Origin of the sequence: Sediminibacillus massiliensis, assembly GCF_900156915.1 — a bacterium.
Lineage (GTDB): Bacteria > Bacillota > Bacilli > Bacillales > Amphibacillaceae > Sediminibacillus_A > Sediminibacillus_A massiliensis.
Genome location: NZ_LT732535.1, coordinates 3,672,339 through 3,688,260, shown reverse-complemented (window position 1 = coordinate 3,688,260; position 15,922 = coordinate 3,672,339). Strand labels below are relative to the sequence as shown.

Annotated in this window: 13 protein-coding genes; 2 read left to right on the top strand and 11 right to left on the bottom strand. The window is 43.3% G+C overall.

Features of this window, described 5'->3' with window-relative positions; genetic code table 11:
• Nucleotides 1-161 precede the first annotated feature (161 nt).
• Nucleotides 162-1,343: a Gfo/Idh/MocA family protein gene (locus CZ434_RS19005; RefSeq protein WP_077624561.1), complete on the top strand. Its 1,182-nt coding sequence runs from the start codon at nucleotides 162-164 to the stop codon at nucleotides 1,341-1,343.
• Between the two features lie 89 nt (nucleotides 1,344-1,432).
• On the opposite strand, the gene CZ434_RS19000 is transcribed toward CZ434_RS19005, so the two are convergent.
• The 11 genes from CZ434_RS19000 to CZ434_RS18950 form a co-directional block, all read right to left on the bottom strand.
• Nucleotides 1,433-1,807 (bottom strand): sensory rhodopsin transducer, encoded by a 375-nt coding sequence (locus CZ434_RS19000; RefSeq protein WP_077624560.1) that lies wholly within the window; start codon nucleotides 1,805-1,807, stop codon nucleotides 1,433-1,435.
• A gap of 20 nt (nucleotides 1,808-1,827) precedes the next feature.
• A complete protein-coding gene (locus tag CZ434_RS18995; RefSeq protein WP_077624559.1) occupies nucleotides 1,828-3,834 on the bottom strand; it encodes a beta-galactosidase in 2,007 nt (668 codons plus the stop codon).
• A gap of 85 nt (nucleotides 3,835-3,919) precedes the next feature.
• Nucleotides 3,920-5,353 carry a glucuronate isomerase gene (uxaC, locus tag CZ434_RS18990; protein WP_077624558.1) on the bottom strand — a complete coding sequence of 478 codons (1,434 nt, stop codon included), beginning with the start codon at nucleotides 5,351-5,353 and terminating at the stop codon, nucleotides 3,920-3,922.
• Between the two features lie 33 nt (nucleotides 5,354-5,386).
• Nucleotides 5,387-6,208 (bottom strand): SDR family oxidoreductase, encoded by an 822-nt coding sequence (locus tag CZ434_RS18985; RefSeq protein ID WP_077624557.1) that lies wholly within the window; start codon nucleotides 6,206-6,208, stop codon nucleotides 5,387-5,389.
• Nucleotides 6,208-7,491, bottom strand: coding sequence for a Gfo/Idh/MocA family protein (locus tag CZ434_RS18980; RefSeq protein ID WP_077625263.1), 1,284 nt, complete (start codon nucleotides 7,489-7,491; stop codon nucleotides 6,208-6,210). Before CZ434_RS18980 ends, CZ434_RS18985 begins: the two co-directional genes overlap by 1 nt.
• A 118-nt stretch (nucleotides 7,492-7,609) precedes the next feature.
• Entirely contained in the window at nucleotides 7,610-8,233 is a 624-nt protein-coding gene (locus tag CZ434_RS18975; RefSeq protein ID WP_077624556.1) for a YesL family protein, read from the bottom strand.
• Nucleotides 8,234-8,343: 110 nt separating this feature from the next.
• Nucleotides 8,344-9,183, bottom strand: a complete 840-nt coding sequence (locus tag CZ434_RS18970; protein ID WP_077624555.1) for a carbohydrate ABC transporter permease — start codon at nucleotides 9,181-9,183, stop codon at nucleotides 8,344-8,346.
• A 3-nt stretch (nucleotides 9,184-9,186) separates the two neighbouring features.
• Nucleotides 9,187-10,080 (bottom strand): carbohydrate ABC transporter permease, encoded by an 894-nt coding sequence (locus CZ434_RS18965; RefSeq protein ID WP_077624554.1) that lies wholly within the window; start codon nucleotides 10,078-10,080, stop codon nucleotides 9,187-9,189.
• 89 nt (nucleotides 10,081-10,169) lie between these two features.
• Nucleotides 10,170-11,477, bottom strand: a complete 1,308-nt coding sequence (locus tag CZ434_RS18960; protein WP_077624553.1) for an ABC transporter substrate-binding protein — start codon at nucleotides 11,475-11,477, stop codon at nucleotides 10,170-10,172.
• Nucleotides 11,478-11,645: 168 nt separating this feature from the next.
• A complete protein-coding gene (locus tag CZ434_RS18955) occupies nucleotides 11,646-12,377 on the bottom strand; it encodes an SGNH/GDSL hydrolase family protein (protein WP_179107317.1) in 732 nt (243 codons plus the stop codon).
• Nucleotides 12,378-12,396: 19 nt separating this feature from the next.
• Nucleotides 12,397-13,359, bottom strand: coding sequence for a Gfo/Idh/MocA family protein (locus tag CZ434_RS18950; RefSeq protein ID WP_077624551.1), 963 nt, complete (start codon nucleotides 13,357-13,359; stop codon nucleotides 12,397-12,399).
• A 202-nt stretch (nucleotides 13,360-13,561) separates the two neighbouring features.
• On the opposite strand from CZ434_RS18950, the gene CZ434_RS21860 reads away from it, so the two are divergent.
• Nucleotides 13,562-15,577 carry a methyl-accepting chemotaxis protein gene (locus tag CZ434_RS21860; protein WP_143262148.1) on the top strand — a complete coding sequence of 672 codons (2,016 nt, stop codon included), beginning with the start codon at nucleotides 13,562-13,564 and terminating at the stop codon, nucleotides 15,575-15,577.
• The last annotated feature ends 345 nt before the right edge of the window (nucleotides 15,578-15,922 follow it).

Sequence of the window (15,922 nt, the reverse complement as noted above, 5' to 3'; positions counted from 1 at the left end):
CAATTAAAAAGAATCTTTCTATGAAAAAAACACTTTTCTCTGTTTGTATATCTTGAATGTTTCTGAATCTTCCCATAACATAAGAATATATAACATCTATCAAAAGATTGTCATAGCTTCACTACTAGAATCAAAATACCAAAATACAGAGGAGTATAATCATGAAGGAAAAAGTATCCATTGTTTTAATAGGCATTAACGGGTATGGAAAAGTCTACCTCAATGAATTGCTCGCCGGAAATGAAAACGCGTACATAAAAGGAGTTATAGAAATAGCTCCGGAGAAGTCTTCCCATTACGATCAACTAAAAGAATTGGACATTCCCATTTATAAAGATTTAGAGGGCTTTTACCAAGATTACAAAGCAGACTTGGCCATTATTTCGACTCCTATCCATCTGCATAAACAACAAGCAATCTATTCAATGCTGCACGGCAGTCATGTGCTATGCGAAAAACCAGCTACAGGCAACCCAAAAGATGTTCAGGAAATGATGGATGTCCGAGATAAAACCGGAAAATTCCTTGCTGTCGGTTTCAACTGGTCGTTCACTTCCTCTGTACAGGAATTGAAACAGGATATCATAAAAGGGGTGTTCGGCGAACCCAATCGGTTCAAAACGCTTGTATTATGGCCGCGCAATCAGGATTATTATCAGAGATCCGGATGGGCGGGGAAGAGATTCAGCCCGGATGGGGAGATGATTTTCGACAGTGTAGCCAACAATGCCACAGCCCACTTTTTGCATCATCTTTTTTATCTACTCGGAGAAACGGCAGACAAAAGTGCCGGTATCAGCGAAGTCACCGCTGAATTATACCGGATAAATGATATTGAAACATTTGATACTTGCGCTGTTCGCGCGCTCACTGACTCAGGCACAGAAATATTATATTATTCCTCCCATGCAGTCCGGGAGGAAGTTCTGCCGAGATTTGAGCTGGAATTCGATCAAGCAGTCCTCTCTTATCAATCGGGAGGAAATGACGGTGAGGCTGTTGTGGCCCGCTTCAAAGACGGAACAACTAAAAAGTACGGCGATTTGCAACATAATTCACTTGCTAAGCTTAAGGTCTGCATTGAAGCAGCGGCCAGTAACAGCACCGATATATTATGTGGTATAGAAGCGGCATCTACCCACGTTCACTGCATTGGTGCCATGCATCAGTCTGTCCCGGATGCTGTTGCTTTCCCGCAAGAACTTGTCCATTATGAGGAAAAGGAAAAGCTTTATTGGATCGAGGGGCTTAGCGAAAACTTACTAGATTGCTATGACAAAGCAATTTTGCCAAGTGAAAATGACATCGATTGGAGCCGCATAGGAAAAACAATCAAATTATAGAGGACCGCTCCAATGGTCCCACAAACGGAGAAACAAAAAAAACAGACTTCCTGATGAAGTCTGTTTTTTTTGCTGTGATGAATTACTCCTTATTTCCCCATCGGATAGGCCATTGTCGACAATAGAGCTAATTCTGCCTGGGTAGAATCCAGCCGGCTGTACTGAATGATTACGGGCAAGTCGCTTTCTATCTCGACAGCATATGGCACGCCATGGGGGATTTTTTGACCACCGCTTTCCAGGCTGCTTGTCCGGACATGATTGGTGCGCCTGGCTTGAACTGATACCTGGATGTTCTCGATAGGGTCCCTATCTTCAAAATAAACAGTCATAAGCAAATTTACATCTTCTTGGTTACAATTCAATACACAAATGGATTCGTGGCTTGTTAAATCACCTGAACTATCCGGCGGTATGTAACCGTCCGGTATAAACCACTGGACGTGCCCCTTTTCTTTCGCCAATTCAACCACCCTTTCTGTTATTAAAAGCGAAGGATTTTCACATCCAGCGCACCTGCTCGTACGGTATTCTCTATTTGTTCATCAGCTAGTAAGTCCGTATAGACGACACCTTTGTTCAACTTTAATTCCACTTCGTGATCATTATGGTTAACAATAATTAAGTGTTTGTGCTGATCTGTATCCCGCTGTAACACCTCGACATCAGGCGGTGCGTCCAATGGCGAATCAATTTGTTTCTCCTTCAACAATCCGCCAAGTAGATTTTCTAAGAAAGCTGCTTCCGGGTTTGTACCGATATATACCGATTTTCCCGAACCATATCTGTAACAAGTCGCCGCAGGCTTTCCTTTGTACCACTCGTTTTCATAGTAGGCAATCGCTGCCGCTCCTTCCAGCTCGATGATATCTGCCCATGTGGAGTTTTTTACTTTCCGGCCATTGTAGACAATCGTGTTTGCATGTTCGTCGGCATATGGTACAAACTCTTCCACACGCAATCCGAGCACCTTCCTTAACGGTGCTGGATATCCTCCTAAATGAATACGATCGTTTTCATCAGCGATGCCGCTAAAGAACGATATTACCAGGGTGCCGCCATTATCAGTAAACTGTTCGAAGTTTTCTGCATCTCCCGGTTTGATCATGTAAAGCATCGGAGCTATCACCATCTCGTATGGAGACAAGTCATCCTGTGCCCGGACAAAATCGACTGCGATGTTACGATCATAAAAAACTTTATAATAGCGTTTTATTTGTTCCATGTAATCGAGCTTGTTATGTGGTTTTCCCTCCATTTCAACGGCCCACCAGTTTTCCCAGTCAAACACAATCGCCACTTTTGCAGGCGTCCTTGCCCCGACAAGAGAATCAAGTTTTTTCAGCTCTGACCCGAGTTGTTTCACTTCACGGTACGCTCTGCTTTCTTCGCTGTTCGAGTGGGGAATCATGGCACCATGGAATTTTTCTGCACCAGCTCTTGCCTGTCTCCACTGGAAAAACATGATGCCGTCTCCCCCATGGCCAATGGTCGAATAGCTCCACAAGCGCATAATGCCTGGTTTTTTCGTCAGATTGATATCACGCCAATTCACATGCGATGTAACCTGCTCCATCAAGATAAACGGCTGTCCCTGTTTCAAGCTCCTCATCAAATCATGTTGTAGGGCAAATGAATACGGGATTCCATCTCTTGGGTCCGGGTATGCATCCCAAGTCACGACATCCAGCTCTCTTGCCCAATCGAAGTAATCGAGAGGCTTGAATTCATACATGAAGTTGGTAAACACAGGAACGTCCGGTGTTACTTCTCTCAAAATCTCTTTTTCTATTTTGTAAAGATTGAAAAGCGAGTCATTCATGAACCGTTTATAATCAAGCATTTGACCCGGATTATAGAATGTCGCCAGATTGACAGGAAGATCGATTTCTTCCCAATCATTATAGCGCTGGCTCCAAAAGTTCGTTCCCCAGCGGTCGTTCAAATTTCCGATTGTTTCGTATCTGTCTTTCAGCCAGTCTCTGAAGGCAGCTTTGGAATAACTGCTGTAACACTCCGCTACGTGACAGGCGTACTCATTATTAATATGCCACATTTTTAGTGCCGGATGGTCGCGATATCTCTCGGCCAGCTTCCGTACCAATTTTTTTACTGCTTTTTGATATGTAGGGCTGTTCGGGGAATAGTGCTGTCTGGAACCGAACCGATAGGGCTGACCGTTCGGATCGATAGCTGCGACATCCTCGTACTTGGCCGAAAGCCAGGCAGGAGTGGACGCAGTCGCCGTTGCTAGACACACGCCTATCCCATGATCATGTAGAATGTCCAGAACTTTGTCCAGCCAAGAAAAGTCGAAGACGCCTTCTTCTCTCTCGAGGACCCCCCAACTGAAAATAGCTACCGAGACCAGGTTAACACCGGCTTTCTGCATTTTTTCAGCATCATCTATCCACACTTCTTCCGACCACTGTTCCGGATTATAGTCCCCGCCAAAGGCAATAAAAGGGACAGCTTCAGTAACTTGCTTCATTGGAAACATCTCCTTTACACATTTCTTATCAACGGGGAACGAAAAGATGACAAAAGCTGCCTTCTCGTTCCCCTGAACTGGAAAACTATAATTCTGTTAAATGTTCTTCACGAGCATCTATGCCGAAATAATGCGCCGCATTATAAAAACTCACATCTTCCACAATACTTCCCAGCAGGTCGTAATCCTCCGGAAGCTCCCCTTGCTCGACCCAAGAACCGAGCATGTTACATAAGATTCGTCGGAAATACTCATGGCGCGTGAACGAGAGAAAACTTCTTGAGTCTGTCAACATACCGACAAAGCTGCTCAACATCCCGATGTTTCCGAGATCCGTCATTTGGCGGATCATCCCATCTTTTTGATCGTTGTACCACCAACCTGAGCCAAGCTGCAATTTGCCTTTCACACCGGCCGATTGGAAGTTACCGATTGCAGAAGCGATGATTTTGTTGTGAACAGGATTCAGACTGTAAATAATCATTTTCGGCAGTTCATCGTTTTTATCAAGCGCATTCATAAACCGGTTCAAAGGTTTTGCCAATTCGAATTCATGAATCGAGTCAAAACCAGTATCCGGTCCGAGCCTTTCGAACATCCGCTCATTATTGTTCCGTAATGCTCCGACATGTATTTGCATCACCCAATTGAGCGAGGCATACAACCTGCCCAAATATAAAAGTGTAAATGTCTTATATTTCCTTTCTTCTTCCGGTGTAATGGAACCATTCCGAATTGCCTTCTCGAAAATCTCCGAAGCTTCTTCCTTTGTACATTCTTCAAATGGAATTACCTCGATACCATGATCGGAAATTCTGCATCCTTGTTCGTGAAAATAGACAGCCCTTTGATTCAATGCTTCCAAAAGCTGATCATAGCTATCAATTTTAAATCCAGAAGCAGTTCCGAGTCTCCTTATATAGTCAGTAAATTCCGCCCTTGTAAGCTCCAGTGCTTTATCAGGGCGAAATGCAGGAAGCACTTTCGTCTCCATTTCTTTGTCTTCTTTGATCATTTTGTGGTAACGAAGGTCATCTGCCGGATCATCGGTCGTACAAATAACTTTTACATTGGACTGTTTAAGGATACCGCGGACAGATAATTCCTCCTTCTGAAGCTGGCTGTTCACTTCCTTCCAGATTTCTTCACTCGTGTTCTCATTCAGTAATGTATCGATTCCGAAATATCGCTTCAGCTCTAAATGTGTCCAATGGTACAGGGGGTTACCGACAGTATGCGGGACTGTTTTTGCCCAAGCCTCGAATTTGCTCTTATCATCTGCTTCACCGGTAATGTACTCTTCGTCGATTCCTAAAGTCCGCATCATTCTCCATTTATAGTGATCTCCATGCAGCCAGACTTCCGATATGTTGTCGTAGCGTTTATTTTCTGCGATTTCTTTCGGACTCAGGTGGCAGTGAAAATCAAAAATAGGCTGTTGTTCCGCATACTCCTTGTAAAGCTTTTTTGCTACTTCATTAGTCAACATAAAGTCTTCGTTAATAAAAGGTTTTGCCATTTGATGCTCCTCCTTTGATTTTCGAGTTTTACCCTAGCCTTTCAAAAGCGATTCTGTTCCATCAATGTAAATCTCTGTACCGGAAATATGGCTGGAAAGATCGGACGCAAGGAAATAAACCAAGTCGGCCACCTGCCCAGGTTTGGCTGATTTCTTTTCCAATGGCTTATCACCTTTTGGAAAATTAATCGGTATCTGAATGTTTTCCAGGTCTGGAGAACGTTCAATCGATTTGCCGAACTCCGTTTCGACACCTCCTGGACAAATTGCATTAACTCGGATGTTATAGGTTGAAAGTTCCAGTGCCGCCATTTTCATAAATCCGACCAATGCCGCTTTGGAAGTGGAATATGCAGTGAACCCTGCTTGGGAGAAAACCCTGTTGCCACTGACAGAACTCGTGATGATAACACTGCCTCCTTGCTCTTTCATAAAGGGGATGGCGTATTTAACCGTCAGAAAGGCTCCTCTCAAATTGATATTGATCACCTTGTCCCAATTGTCTACTTCCATCGTCTCTATAGGTGATCTAACGCCGACAATACCCGCATTGGCAAAGACAATATCTATCCGGCCCCATGCTTCCACGGTTTCTAATATAGCTCGCTCGACTTGTTCAGGCTTCGATACATCACATACAGTGGTCCTGACGATGCCATTTTGTTCTTCTAACTCTGCTTTGGTTTGATTCAGTTTTTCCTGATTGGTATCAAGCAGACAAACTCTAGCCCCGTCTAAAGCAAGTCGGGAACCCACTGCTTTTCCCATTCCAGAAGCGCCACCGGTAATGATAGCCGTCTTTCCAATTAACAAGAAGCATCCCCCTCCCCCACTCTTATATTGAATGAAGAGCATTACTTAATTTTGATAAGATCGTTCACTTTGACAGCGTTTCCAGTTTTTAGCGAGTGGTTACCGGCTATTCCAGTCATGATAGACATTGCTCCATCGACATGCGATGCTGCCCGATTGAATTCATCTTCCACAGGTACACCGAACAAATCATTGAGAAGAACAGGATCACCGCCTCCATGTCCGCCTTCCCCTCCTTCTACTTCCACTTGGTAGGGCTCATCGAACATCGGGCTTACTTTAATCGACATTTCTTCAAGCTGTCCTTCTTCACTCTTTTTTCCACCAGAGTTTACATATGACTTTTCGACAATTCTTACGTCAATCCTGCCTTTTGTTCCATTAAATGAAATTAAAAATCCTTCCCAAGGCAAATAAGCATTCAATGAATAAGTAAGAATCGCTTTATTGTTGTAGGTGACGACCACCCCAAGCGTGTCTTCAATATTGATTCCATCCCCGAATACACTTTGATCCCTCTGGTAACCATCATCTTTTTCTGCATCAAGGTACATGGCTTTGAGGTGAGGATTATCTTCCAGATGGATGGCAAATGGATCTTGCTTAGCTTTTTCACTTCCATGTGCTCGTTGGTAAAATTCGGTTTCGCCTCTTGCTTCCGCATTTTCCCTTCCATAGAAGTGAAGTCCTCCGGTGGCATATACCGTATCAGGAGTAGTACCCAGCCAGAAATTGACGAGGTCAAAGTGATGGGTGGATTTATGTACAAGCAATCCCCCGCTGTTCCGCTTATCCCTGTGCCATCTCCTGAAGTAATCGGCACCATGCTGTGTATCCAGCGCCCACTCGAAGTGGACAGAATTCACCTTGCCAATAACGTCATTTTTGATCAATTCGCGTATTTTTGTATTGTGTGGAGCATACCGGTAGTTGAAAGTGACACGCACTTCTCCGCCGGTACGGTCGATGGCATCAATGATCTGCTGGCATTTTTCTTCATCGATGGTCATCGGTTTTTCCGTGATGACATTACACCCAAGTTCCAATGCCCGTATGATGTATGTATGATGGGTGCGGTCAATGGAGGTCACAATCACAGTGTCAGGCTTTTCAGAAGCAATCATTTGGTCGAACTGGCTTGCAAGATAAGTAGGCACTGCCGGGTGCTTGTATTTCTCTTCCAGTAATTTATTGGCATAGTTCATCCTTGTCTGGTTAATATCACAAAAAGCAATAAGCTCGCAAGTATCCCGGTATTTCTCCGCCATTGCTCCGTAAAAAAATTCTGCTCTTCCGCCAGTTCCAACTAACACGTATTTTTTCATTGTCGAAAACTCCCGTTCATAGTTTTGTATTTCATTACAAGCCGAAAAGTCCAGCTGAACGCTGAACAAACAGGGCTTCCCGCCAACCTGAAATCAGTCCTGGAGGGATCGCTATTATTTAACTGCTTTGTTGTACGGACACTCGCTGTTTTGCCTGCATTTTTTCAAAGGCCCGCTGGGCAGGCATCATAATGATGAGGGCCAGGATGCTGAAACTGAAAAACAAGGCAAGACCTTGGAAATACCAAAGGATATACCCCACCCCGGCCCCTCCGATTACCATGATAACTGTTTGCATCGGGTTAAGCAGCATCATGAAAAAGGCACTCTTTATTACTTCCCATGACTTCATTTCATAGTGGACAAATATCGGAAAGACATATAGCCCTGTCAAAACGAAAATGCCCGTTATAACTACATAAGGAATGGTGAGATAAAGAGTGAATTCATTGGAAGCCGAAGTTAAAAAAACGAAATCGAGATATAGTATATAGCCGGCAGCGCTAAGCAAGTATCCTAATTTGTTGCTTTTAATAAATTCTTTTTTGTATGTCCGCCAGAATGTCTTAAAGACAGCAATATCTGTTTCTCCCTTCAGCCACTTATGAATGACCGTAAACATCGCGGATGTAGACGGGAATATCCCGAAGATTCCAAGCCCTGGTATTAAGAAAATCAGCCAAAGGACATTTAAAAATGCCATTTTTGTAATCCAGTCCAAAGCTTTATTTACTGCTGTCATATGCCCATCCTCCTGTGATTTGAAATAATTGAAATGGTAATAAGTGTCCGAGGGAGTTTTGTCGTTTTTTCAAAAATCGCTGTCTTTTAACTATTCAACGAGGAGCCATGTTATCCCTTCAAACCGCTCGTGCTGATCCCCTCGACTACATAACGCTGGAAAATGAAGAAAATAACAAATACCGGTACTAGTGTAACAATGGACATAGCGAACATCGCACCCCAGTTTGAAACCGTCTCATTACTCAGGAACATGTTCAATGCCATCGAAACTGTGTACTTTTCCGGACTGTTTAAATAAAGGACGGGACCAAGTAAGTTATCCCAAGTCCAATAGAAGGTAAAGATTGCCGTTGTTGCGAGCGCCGGCACGATCAATGGCACGATGACCCGGTAGAAAATCTGAAAGGTATTCGCTCCATCAATTCTGGCTGCTTCGTCAAGTTCCCTGGGAATCGTCCTGATGAACTGCACGAGCAGGAAAATAAAGAAAGGGTGACCGAAAAATGCCGGTACGACTAATGGTTTTAAAGAGTTCAACCAGCCAAGCTCCGAAAATATAATGTATTGTGGTATCATGACCACTTCATACGGCAGCATCAAGGTAACCAGCATGATTGCAAACCAGAAACCTTTCCCGACAAAGTTCAATCTGGCAAAACCGAAGGCAATCAGTGAGCAGGAAATCAAATGCCCGGCCAGCATCCATAGAACAAAGATAACGGTATTCTTAATAAACACGCCGAAACTGTATCCCCCAAATCCTGTCCAGCCCTGGGCATAGTTTAGTGCCGTAAAAGGATTGGGTATCAAAGAGCCTGCGGTAACGAAGATATCTTCACTTTCTTTAAAAGAACTTACCAAAAGCCAAATCACCGGATAAAGCAGCAGTATCGCAAAACCCCCGACCAATATGTGATAGACGAACCATCGTGGTTTAGGCATTGTCATGATTTACCTCCCCTCCGATTCATAGTGAACCCAGTATTTAGATGACCAGAAAATAAGTCCAGTCAAGATTGCGACAATGATCAGCATGATCCAAGCCATTGCCGATGCATATCCCATATTGAAATACTCGAAACCTTGTTTGAATAAGTACAAGGAATATAAGAGCGTTCCATCAAGCGGACCACCAGTTCCTTTTGAAATGATGAATGCCGGGACAAATGTCATAAATGCTGCAATTGTCTGCATGATAATATTGAAAAGCAATACAGGACTAAGCATCGGTATCGTAATTTTATAGAACTTTTGAAAGAAACTTGCGCCATCGACACTTGCCGCTTCATAATAACTTTGCGGAATGGACTTAAGGCCTGCCAGAAAGATCAACATGGAAGAACCAAATTGCCAGATAGATAAGAAAATCAGCATCCATAAGGCAGCTGTCGGATCACCGAACCACCGGATACCATCCAATCCCAACGCTTGGAGTGCCAGGTTTACGATCCCATCATCACCGAAGATATTACGCCACATAATCGCAACGGCAACACTTCCGCCAATCAGAGAAGGCAGATAATACATCGTTCTGTATAAGCCGACTGCCCTGGATCCGGCGTTCAAAAGCATCGCTACCAGCAAAGCAAATGCCAAACGAAGCGGCACACCACCCAAGACATATATAAAGGTAACTTTCAAGGATTGAAGATAACGAGGATCGTCTGTGAACATTTTTGTATAGTTATCAAAACCAATCCATTGTGGAGCATTGAACAAATCATAACTTGTAAAGGAAAAATAAAGTGAGGCAATCATCGGAATAATCGTAAAAGATAGAAATCCAATAATAAACGGGCCGATGAAGAAGTATCCCCACATGTTGTCTTGTATTCGAGAATTCATGTACTCAACCCCTTTCCAAAGGTTATGTAGAGAAATAAAGGAGGATAGCTGGTCATGAAAACCAGCTATACCTTCCTTCCTTCCTTTACTTATTGACCCAGCATGCTTTCCGCCTGGTTCCTGAAGTTTTCTGCTGCTTCTTCAGGGGACACCTGACCATAACTGATCTGCTCAGCCAATTGATCAAGCAGTTCAATTACTTCACCCGCACCAGCTGGATCTGGAGCACCCATAGGTGAGCTGTTTTGTTCTGCCCATTCTACATATTCGAAGACCTGTTGCTGTGCATCTGAAATCTCTGACATCAATGCTTCTTTCACTTCGGACGAGCCTGGTACGCCGCGGTCACCAAGAATCAATTTGTTTGCCTCTACATCATTTACAAAGAAGTTAAGAAAATCTGCTGCTGCTTCTTTATGCTCAGAGTTTTGAGCAATAGAGAAGAACATACTCGGCTTTAAGAAAAGCCCTTCGGACGCGTTCGGTCCAGGCATTGGTGCGATTTCCAAGTCAGCGTCTGCAACTTGTTGCAAGCCGACAAATTGGTTGGACCATTGCCAAATCCCAACTGCTTCCCCTTTAACCACCGGATCATCCTCAATTCCTGTAAGCTGTGCGAGTACATCAGGTGTAGGTGTAGCCCCTTTATCTACTTGATCTGCCATCATCGAGAAGAAGTCGACAAACAACTGATCGTCATCATATCCTAAGCCACTGCCATCTTCCGCATATAAGCGGGCTCCCTGAGTACGTAGATAATAGTTGAAAAATACGTCTGCTTTGAAACCGGTGTCAAAATAAATCCCCTGTTCAACTGCTTGATCTGAAAGGGCTTGATAATCTTCCCAAGTCCAATCCTCCAAAGCGGAGCTTTCAGAGCCGATTTCTTCCAACTTTGCAGGATTATAATGAAAACCTAATGCATTCACCCCTAGATTAAGCCCGTAAATGCCGTCATTCACTTGACCGCCATTTACATAATCCTCTGTCATGTTGCTCGTATCTATCTGATTGCCAAGGTATTCGTTTAGATCAGCAAGTTGGTTGCTTTGTGCATATTGCGCTAAGTACGATAAGTCCATTTGAATGATATCCGGCAATTCGTTTGCTGCTGCCTGCGGAGACAGTTTTTGCCAATAATCATCCCAGTTTGCGTATTCTGCTTCAATTTTCACATTCGGATTTTGCTCTTCATACATTTTGATAACTTCAGTAGTATAATCATTTCGAGGCTGGTCCCCCCACCAAGCCATTCTCAAGGTGATTTCTCCGTCTCCAGAATTCCCGGATTCGCCTGAACCGTCTCCGGATTCCCCTGAGGTCTGATCATTGTCGCTACATGCTGCGAGCCACAAAATCATAAGCATTCCCAAAAGCATAAGCACTGATTTTTTCATTACTACATCCCCCTTGTCTGCTTTATCCGCAATCACTTGTAAGCGATTACATTACTATCTTAACAAATGACTTACTATTTCGAATATATAAAAAACAGTCATAAATGTTCAAAAAAAAGAGGAGAATCCGTCAATCGTTGATTCTCACTTTTACACATCAAAAGTGACTCATATATTTTCCAGCACAATCGATCGAAATAGCTCTTCCGCAAACAAATGATGCATATTCCGTGTCGGATGGTTAATGTGATTGGATAAAAGACTGGTGATATCTGTACCCTTCCCGGCTAGTGTCTTCCACATCCTGTAACAATCGCATACCGGAAAACTAAACCGTTCACAAGTCTTTCTGGCCTTATCCACATATAAATCCAATATACCCGAGTTCTGGACGTCCATAGTTTCTTGGGCCATTTCTCTAAAATCCACATCAGTTATCGAAGGGTGGATATATGTATTCATCATATTCGGAGTCATAAAGACTACAGGGATGGCAGAGGCCCTCAGTTCTTCAAAAATATTGGTTAATGACCACTCATAGTCCTTGAGGCCTTGTTTTCCTTTCATACAATCATTTAATCCGAAACAAACTACCACAAGGTCTGGCGAATACTGTAGAACATCCCTTTTCAGCCTTCCATAACCATCTCCGGCACTGTTCCCCGAGATACCTGCATTTATCACAGTAATAGGAGCGGAAGGATAAATTTCTGCGAGCCGCTGTTTCAACAGTTGATGGTAGGCTGCCTCCTGCTCAAAAACCGTATCGATCTTTCCATTTCTATCCTTTACCAACTCAAAACACCCCTGGGTCACACTATCTCCCAAAAAAGCAATCGTCACAGGCGGCCCACTGTTCAAGTCTTTTGATTTTTTTGCTGCTATTTCTATTAATCCCACTTTTGTCACCTTCCCTTGGTTACAATTTAACCGAGAACCTGTCTCGGGCAGAAACTGTGGCCGCATGGGTGATTTGTTGTGTTTTTACAGCATCCTGGTAAGGACTTAATATGCCATTATCCTTCCCGTGCCGTACTGCATCCAAAAATATCTCACTTTCTTTCAGATATGGATTATCATGAAAACGATAAATGGTGTCACGGCCTGCTTCAATGCATTTCAACTGCTTTGGCGACCACTCCAAAATGCCTTTTTCGGTATAAAAAACCATACGGACGTCTCCTGTTCCAGCAGGAAGTATACATGTATTCGAAAAGTTGGCAACGGCGCCGTTTTTCAACTTCATGTTTACTGAACCGACATCCGGAACAGTGACATTTTCATATACATTTTTCAAATGGCCCTCACCAAAGAATGCATGGATTTCATCGATCTCACCGCAAAGAAACCGGAGCAGGTCTACAAGATGTGTTGTCTGTTCTACAAATTGTCCCCCGGACTGGTTGTTATCCCTCCACCATTTTACTTCTGGCATGCTCCCGCTCCAGTTAGCTGTAACCATGCCTATTTTGCTGCCACGCAAGAGATCTTTCATTTTCTCGACAGACTCCAGATACCGAAAATGGTAACCCACAGATGTGATCAATGAGCGCTCTTCGACCAATTCACAAATATGATTTGGAAGTTCATCATCAACGCCAAGCGGCTTTTCGACGAAAAAGGGAATTCCTCTTTGAATAAGTTCTTCTTCGATTACTCCGTGGACCATTGGCGGGACACAAATATATACAGCATCCAGACTTTCTGCCTCTAGCATGGACTTTAACGCGCCATATCCTTTTGCACCAAAACCGGCTGCCATTTCTTCCGCTTTTCTTGTCGAACGTCCACAAATAGCTGATATCTCGACATCTTTCATCTTTTCAAGCAGACCAGCGTGAAGTCTGCTAAACCCTCCTGTACCCACTAATCCTATTTTCATGCAAACATCCCCCTTATCCTTGATGGTTATCTTTTTCTGCATTCTTTGACACAATCCTTCTATAAAGAAGGGAAATAAGACATTTGAATCCGGCTTTCGGTAAAACTTTTTCTTATTATCTTTTCTAAACAATTGAACTATTCAGTCGATAATTGATTATAGGACTATTTCATCATACCACCACGAGGAGGCAGACAATTTAATGCCAAAGAAACAGACGAAAAGAACACGTAACTTTTTCACAAAGACACTCCAAAGACAAATCCTTATCCCATTCATAACTTTGATATTGGTTGCAGGAGCAGTTATCGGAACAATCAGCTATACTTTCAGCGTGTCTTTAACAACCAAGGAACTGACTGAAAATGTTGAAAGCCAGACAAAGCTGTTAAATGAATCTTTTGAAACATTCCTGCAAAGTCAAGAACAAACCATTAGTTACTATGCTGAGCAAGAGCAATTCACCAATTTTGAAAACCAGCGGGACGAAATGATGAATTCTCTAGAAGACGCTTCTTCCACCGAGGAAGCTATTCAGACCACCTACTTAGGAACAGAAGAAAGCGGAGAAATGCTGACATCTCCTGAATTGGATCTTCCGGAAGATTTTGACCCCCGTACAAGGCCATGGTATAAGACCGCCTTGGAAAATACCGGAGAAGTAATCTGGACGGAACCTTATATCGATGCCGACTCCGGCGAACTCACTGTTAGTGCGGCCAAGACAGTCACGAGCAATGGTACTGCTGTAGGTGTATTAGGATTTGATATTAACATGCAGGCTGTTATGGATATGGTCAAAACCGCCAAAGTAGGTGAAACAGGCTATGCAGCTGTGATGGACCAAACAGGTAAATTCATTTTGCACCCAGACTCTGCGTACATAGGCAAGGATTTCTCAAGCGAGGACTTTTACGAGCAAATCATCGCTCAAAAGGAGGATTCCGGTACAGTCGATTATGAATTGGAAGGTCAAGAAAAAGCATTAGGATATTCGATCAATGACAGAATGAACTGGATCATTATCGGAACAGTAAATAAAGAGGAATTCGCGAAAAAAGCCCAGCCTATTCTGATTCCGATTGCCATTAGTCTTATCATCGTTCTTCTTCTGTCCGCACTGATCACTTTGTTGATAACCAAACGGATTACCAAACCGATCAGTACTTTGAAAGAAAAAATGAAACAAGTGGAAGAAGGCGACTTATCCATAAATCTTGAAAATAAAAACCAAGATGAAATCGGTCAGCTTGCCCGGTCCGTTGAACAGATGAAAGAAAGTCTCCGATCTCTCATTCATAATGTATCCGAAGCTTCCCAGTCCTTATCTGGGCAAAGTGCTTATTTAACACAGGCTGCCACGGAGGTTAGAGAAGGCAGTGAACAAATCGCTTCAACCATGCAAGAATTATCTGCCGGTGCTGAATCGCAGGCTACAAGTTCTACTACACTATCTGAGATGATGACGAACTTTGTCCAAAAAATTGACCAAGCACATCAGAGCGGTGAACAGATATCCGAAACTTCTGCCAAGGTACTTAACATGACGAATGAGGGAAGCGGCTTGATGACAGATTCTGTAATGCAAATGAAGAATATAGAATTAATTGTCAAAGAAGCCGTTTCAAAGGTTCAAGGTTTGGATGCTCAATCAAAGGAAATCTCTAAACTTATCCAGGTAATCAACGAAATTGCCGAACAAACCAACTTATTATCATTGAACGCTGCGATAGAAGCAGCCAGGGCTGGCGAGCATGGAAAAGGTTTCGCTGTAGTCGCTGATGAAGTCCGCAAGCTGGCAGAACAGGTATCCAGTTCAGTTGGTGATATAACCGAAATCGTGAGCAACATTCAATCGGAATCAAGTTCTGTCGCCAAATCTTTAGAAGCTGGTTACCAGGAAGTCGACAAAGGTTCGCAAAAAATCGGGAAAACCGGTGAGACATTTGGGCATATTGACGACTCTGTTAAAGATATGGTTAAACAGATTAATGAAATAACGGACCATCTACAAGAAGTAAGCAGTAATAGCCAGCAGATGAATGAATCCATTCAAGAGATAGCTGCTGTATCAGAGGAATCAGCTGCAGGGGTGGAAGAAGTGGCAGCATCAACCCAGCAATCCAGTACATCTATGGAAGAAGTATCAAATAGCGCAATCGACCTGGAAAAGCTATCATCAGAATTAAATGAACAAGTTGGTAAGTTTAAAATCTAGGCTGTTTTCCAGATGACTATGGAATTGCGATTATTCACCCCGTGAAAACTCATGGAATCGGAAAAAATATAAACTGCGACATAACTTTTATGTCAATTCCTCCTTTTCGGATGGAGTGGTAAGCCGACGCTGCGGAAAAATACTCGCTTTCCGTGGGGAACGCTTCAGCCTTCTCGCTGGCAAAAAGCGCCAACTGCGGGGTCTTCAGACTATTCCTTTCCCACTGGAGTCTCGCATTTTTCCGCAGCTCGGTATATTTTTCTGATTAGGTGAGAAGTGACCCTGAAATGTATCTAACATGGTCTCCCTAACAAGAATGGAGAAAAACCTTATGTAGCAAGAGGC

What these genes read in the sequence shown, in the direction of transcription:
- CZ434_RS19005 (WP_077624561.1), top strand. Translation starts at nt 162, where the DNA reads ATGAAGGAAAAAGTATCCATTGTTTTAATAGGCATTAACGGGTATGGA.
- CZ434_RS18995 (WP_077624559.1), bottom strand. Translation starts at nt 3,834, where the DNA reads ATGAAGCAAGTTACTGAAGCTGTCCCTTTTATTGCCTTTGGCGGGGAC.
- uxaC (WP_077624558.1), bottom strand. Translation starts at nt 5,353, where the DNA reads ATGGCAAAACCTTTTATTAACGAAGACTTTATGTTGACTAATGAAGTA.
- CZ434_RS18985 (WP_077624557.1), bottom strand. Translation starts at nt 6,208, where the DNA reads ATGCTCTTCATTCAATATAAGAGTGGGGGAGGGGGATGCTTCTTGTTA.
- CZ434_RS18980 (WP_077625263.1), bottom strand. Translation starts at nt 7,491, where the DNA reads ATGAAAAAATACGTGTTAGTTGGAACTGGCGGAAGAGCAGAATTTTTT.
- CZ434_RS18975 (WP_077624556.1), bottom strand. Translation starts at nt 8,233, where the DNA reads ATGACAGCAGTAAATAAAGCTTTGGACTGGATTACAAAAATGGCATTT.
- CZ434_RS18970 (WP_077624555.1), bottom strand. Translation starts at nt 9,183, where the DNA reads ATGACAATGCCTAAACCACGATGGTTCGTCTATCACATATTGGTCGGG.
- CZ434_RS18965 (WP_077624554.1), bottom strand. Translation starts at nt 10,080, where the DNA reads ATGAATTCTCGAATACAAGACAACATGTGGGGATACTTCTTCATCGGC.
- CZ434_RS18960 (WP_077624553.1), bottom strand. Translation starts at nt 11,477, where the DNA reads ATGAAAAAATCAGTGCTTATGCTTTTGGGAATGCTTATGATTTTGTGG.
- CZ434_RS18950 (WP_077624551.1), bottom strand. Translation starts at nt 13,359, where the DNA reads ATGAAAATAGGATTAGTGGGTACAGGAGGGTTTAGCAGACTTCACGCT.
- CZ434_RS21860 (WP_143262148.1), top strand. Translation starts at nt 13,562, where the DNA reads ATGCCAAAGAAACAGACGAAAAGAACACGTAACTTTTTCACAAAGACA.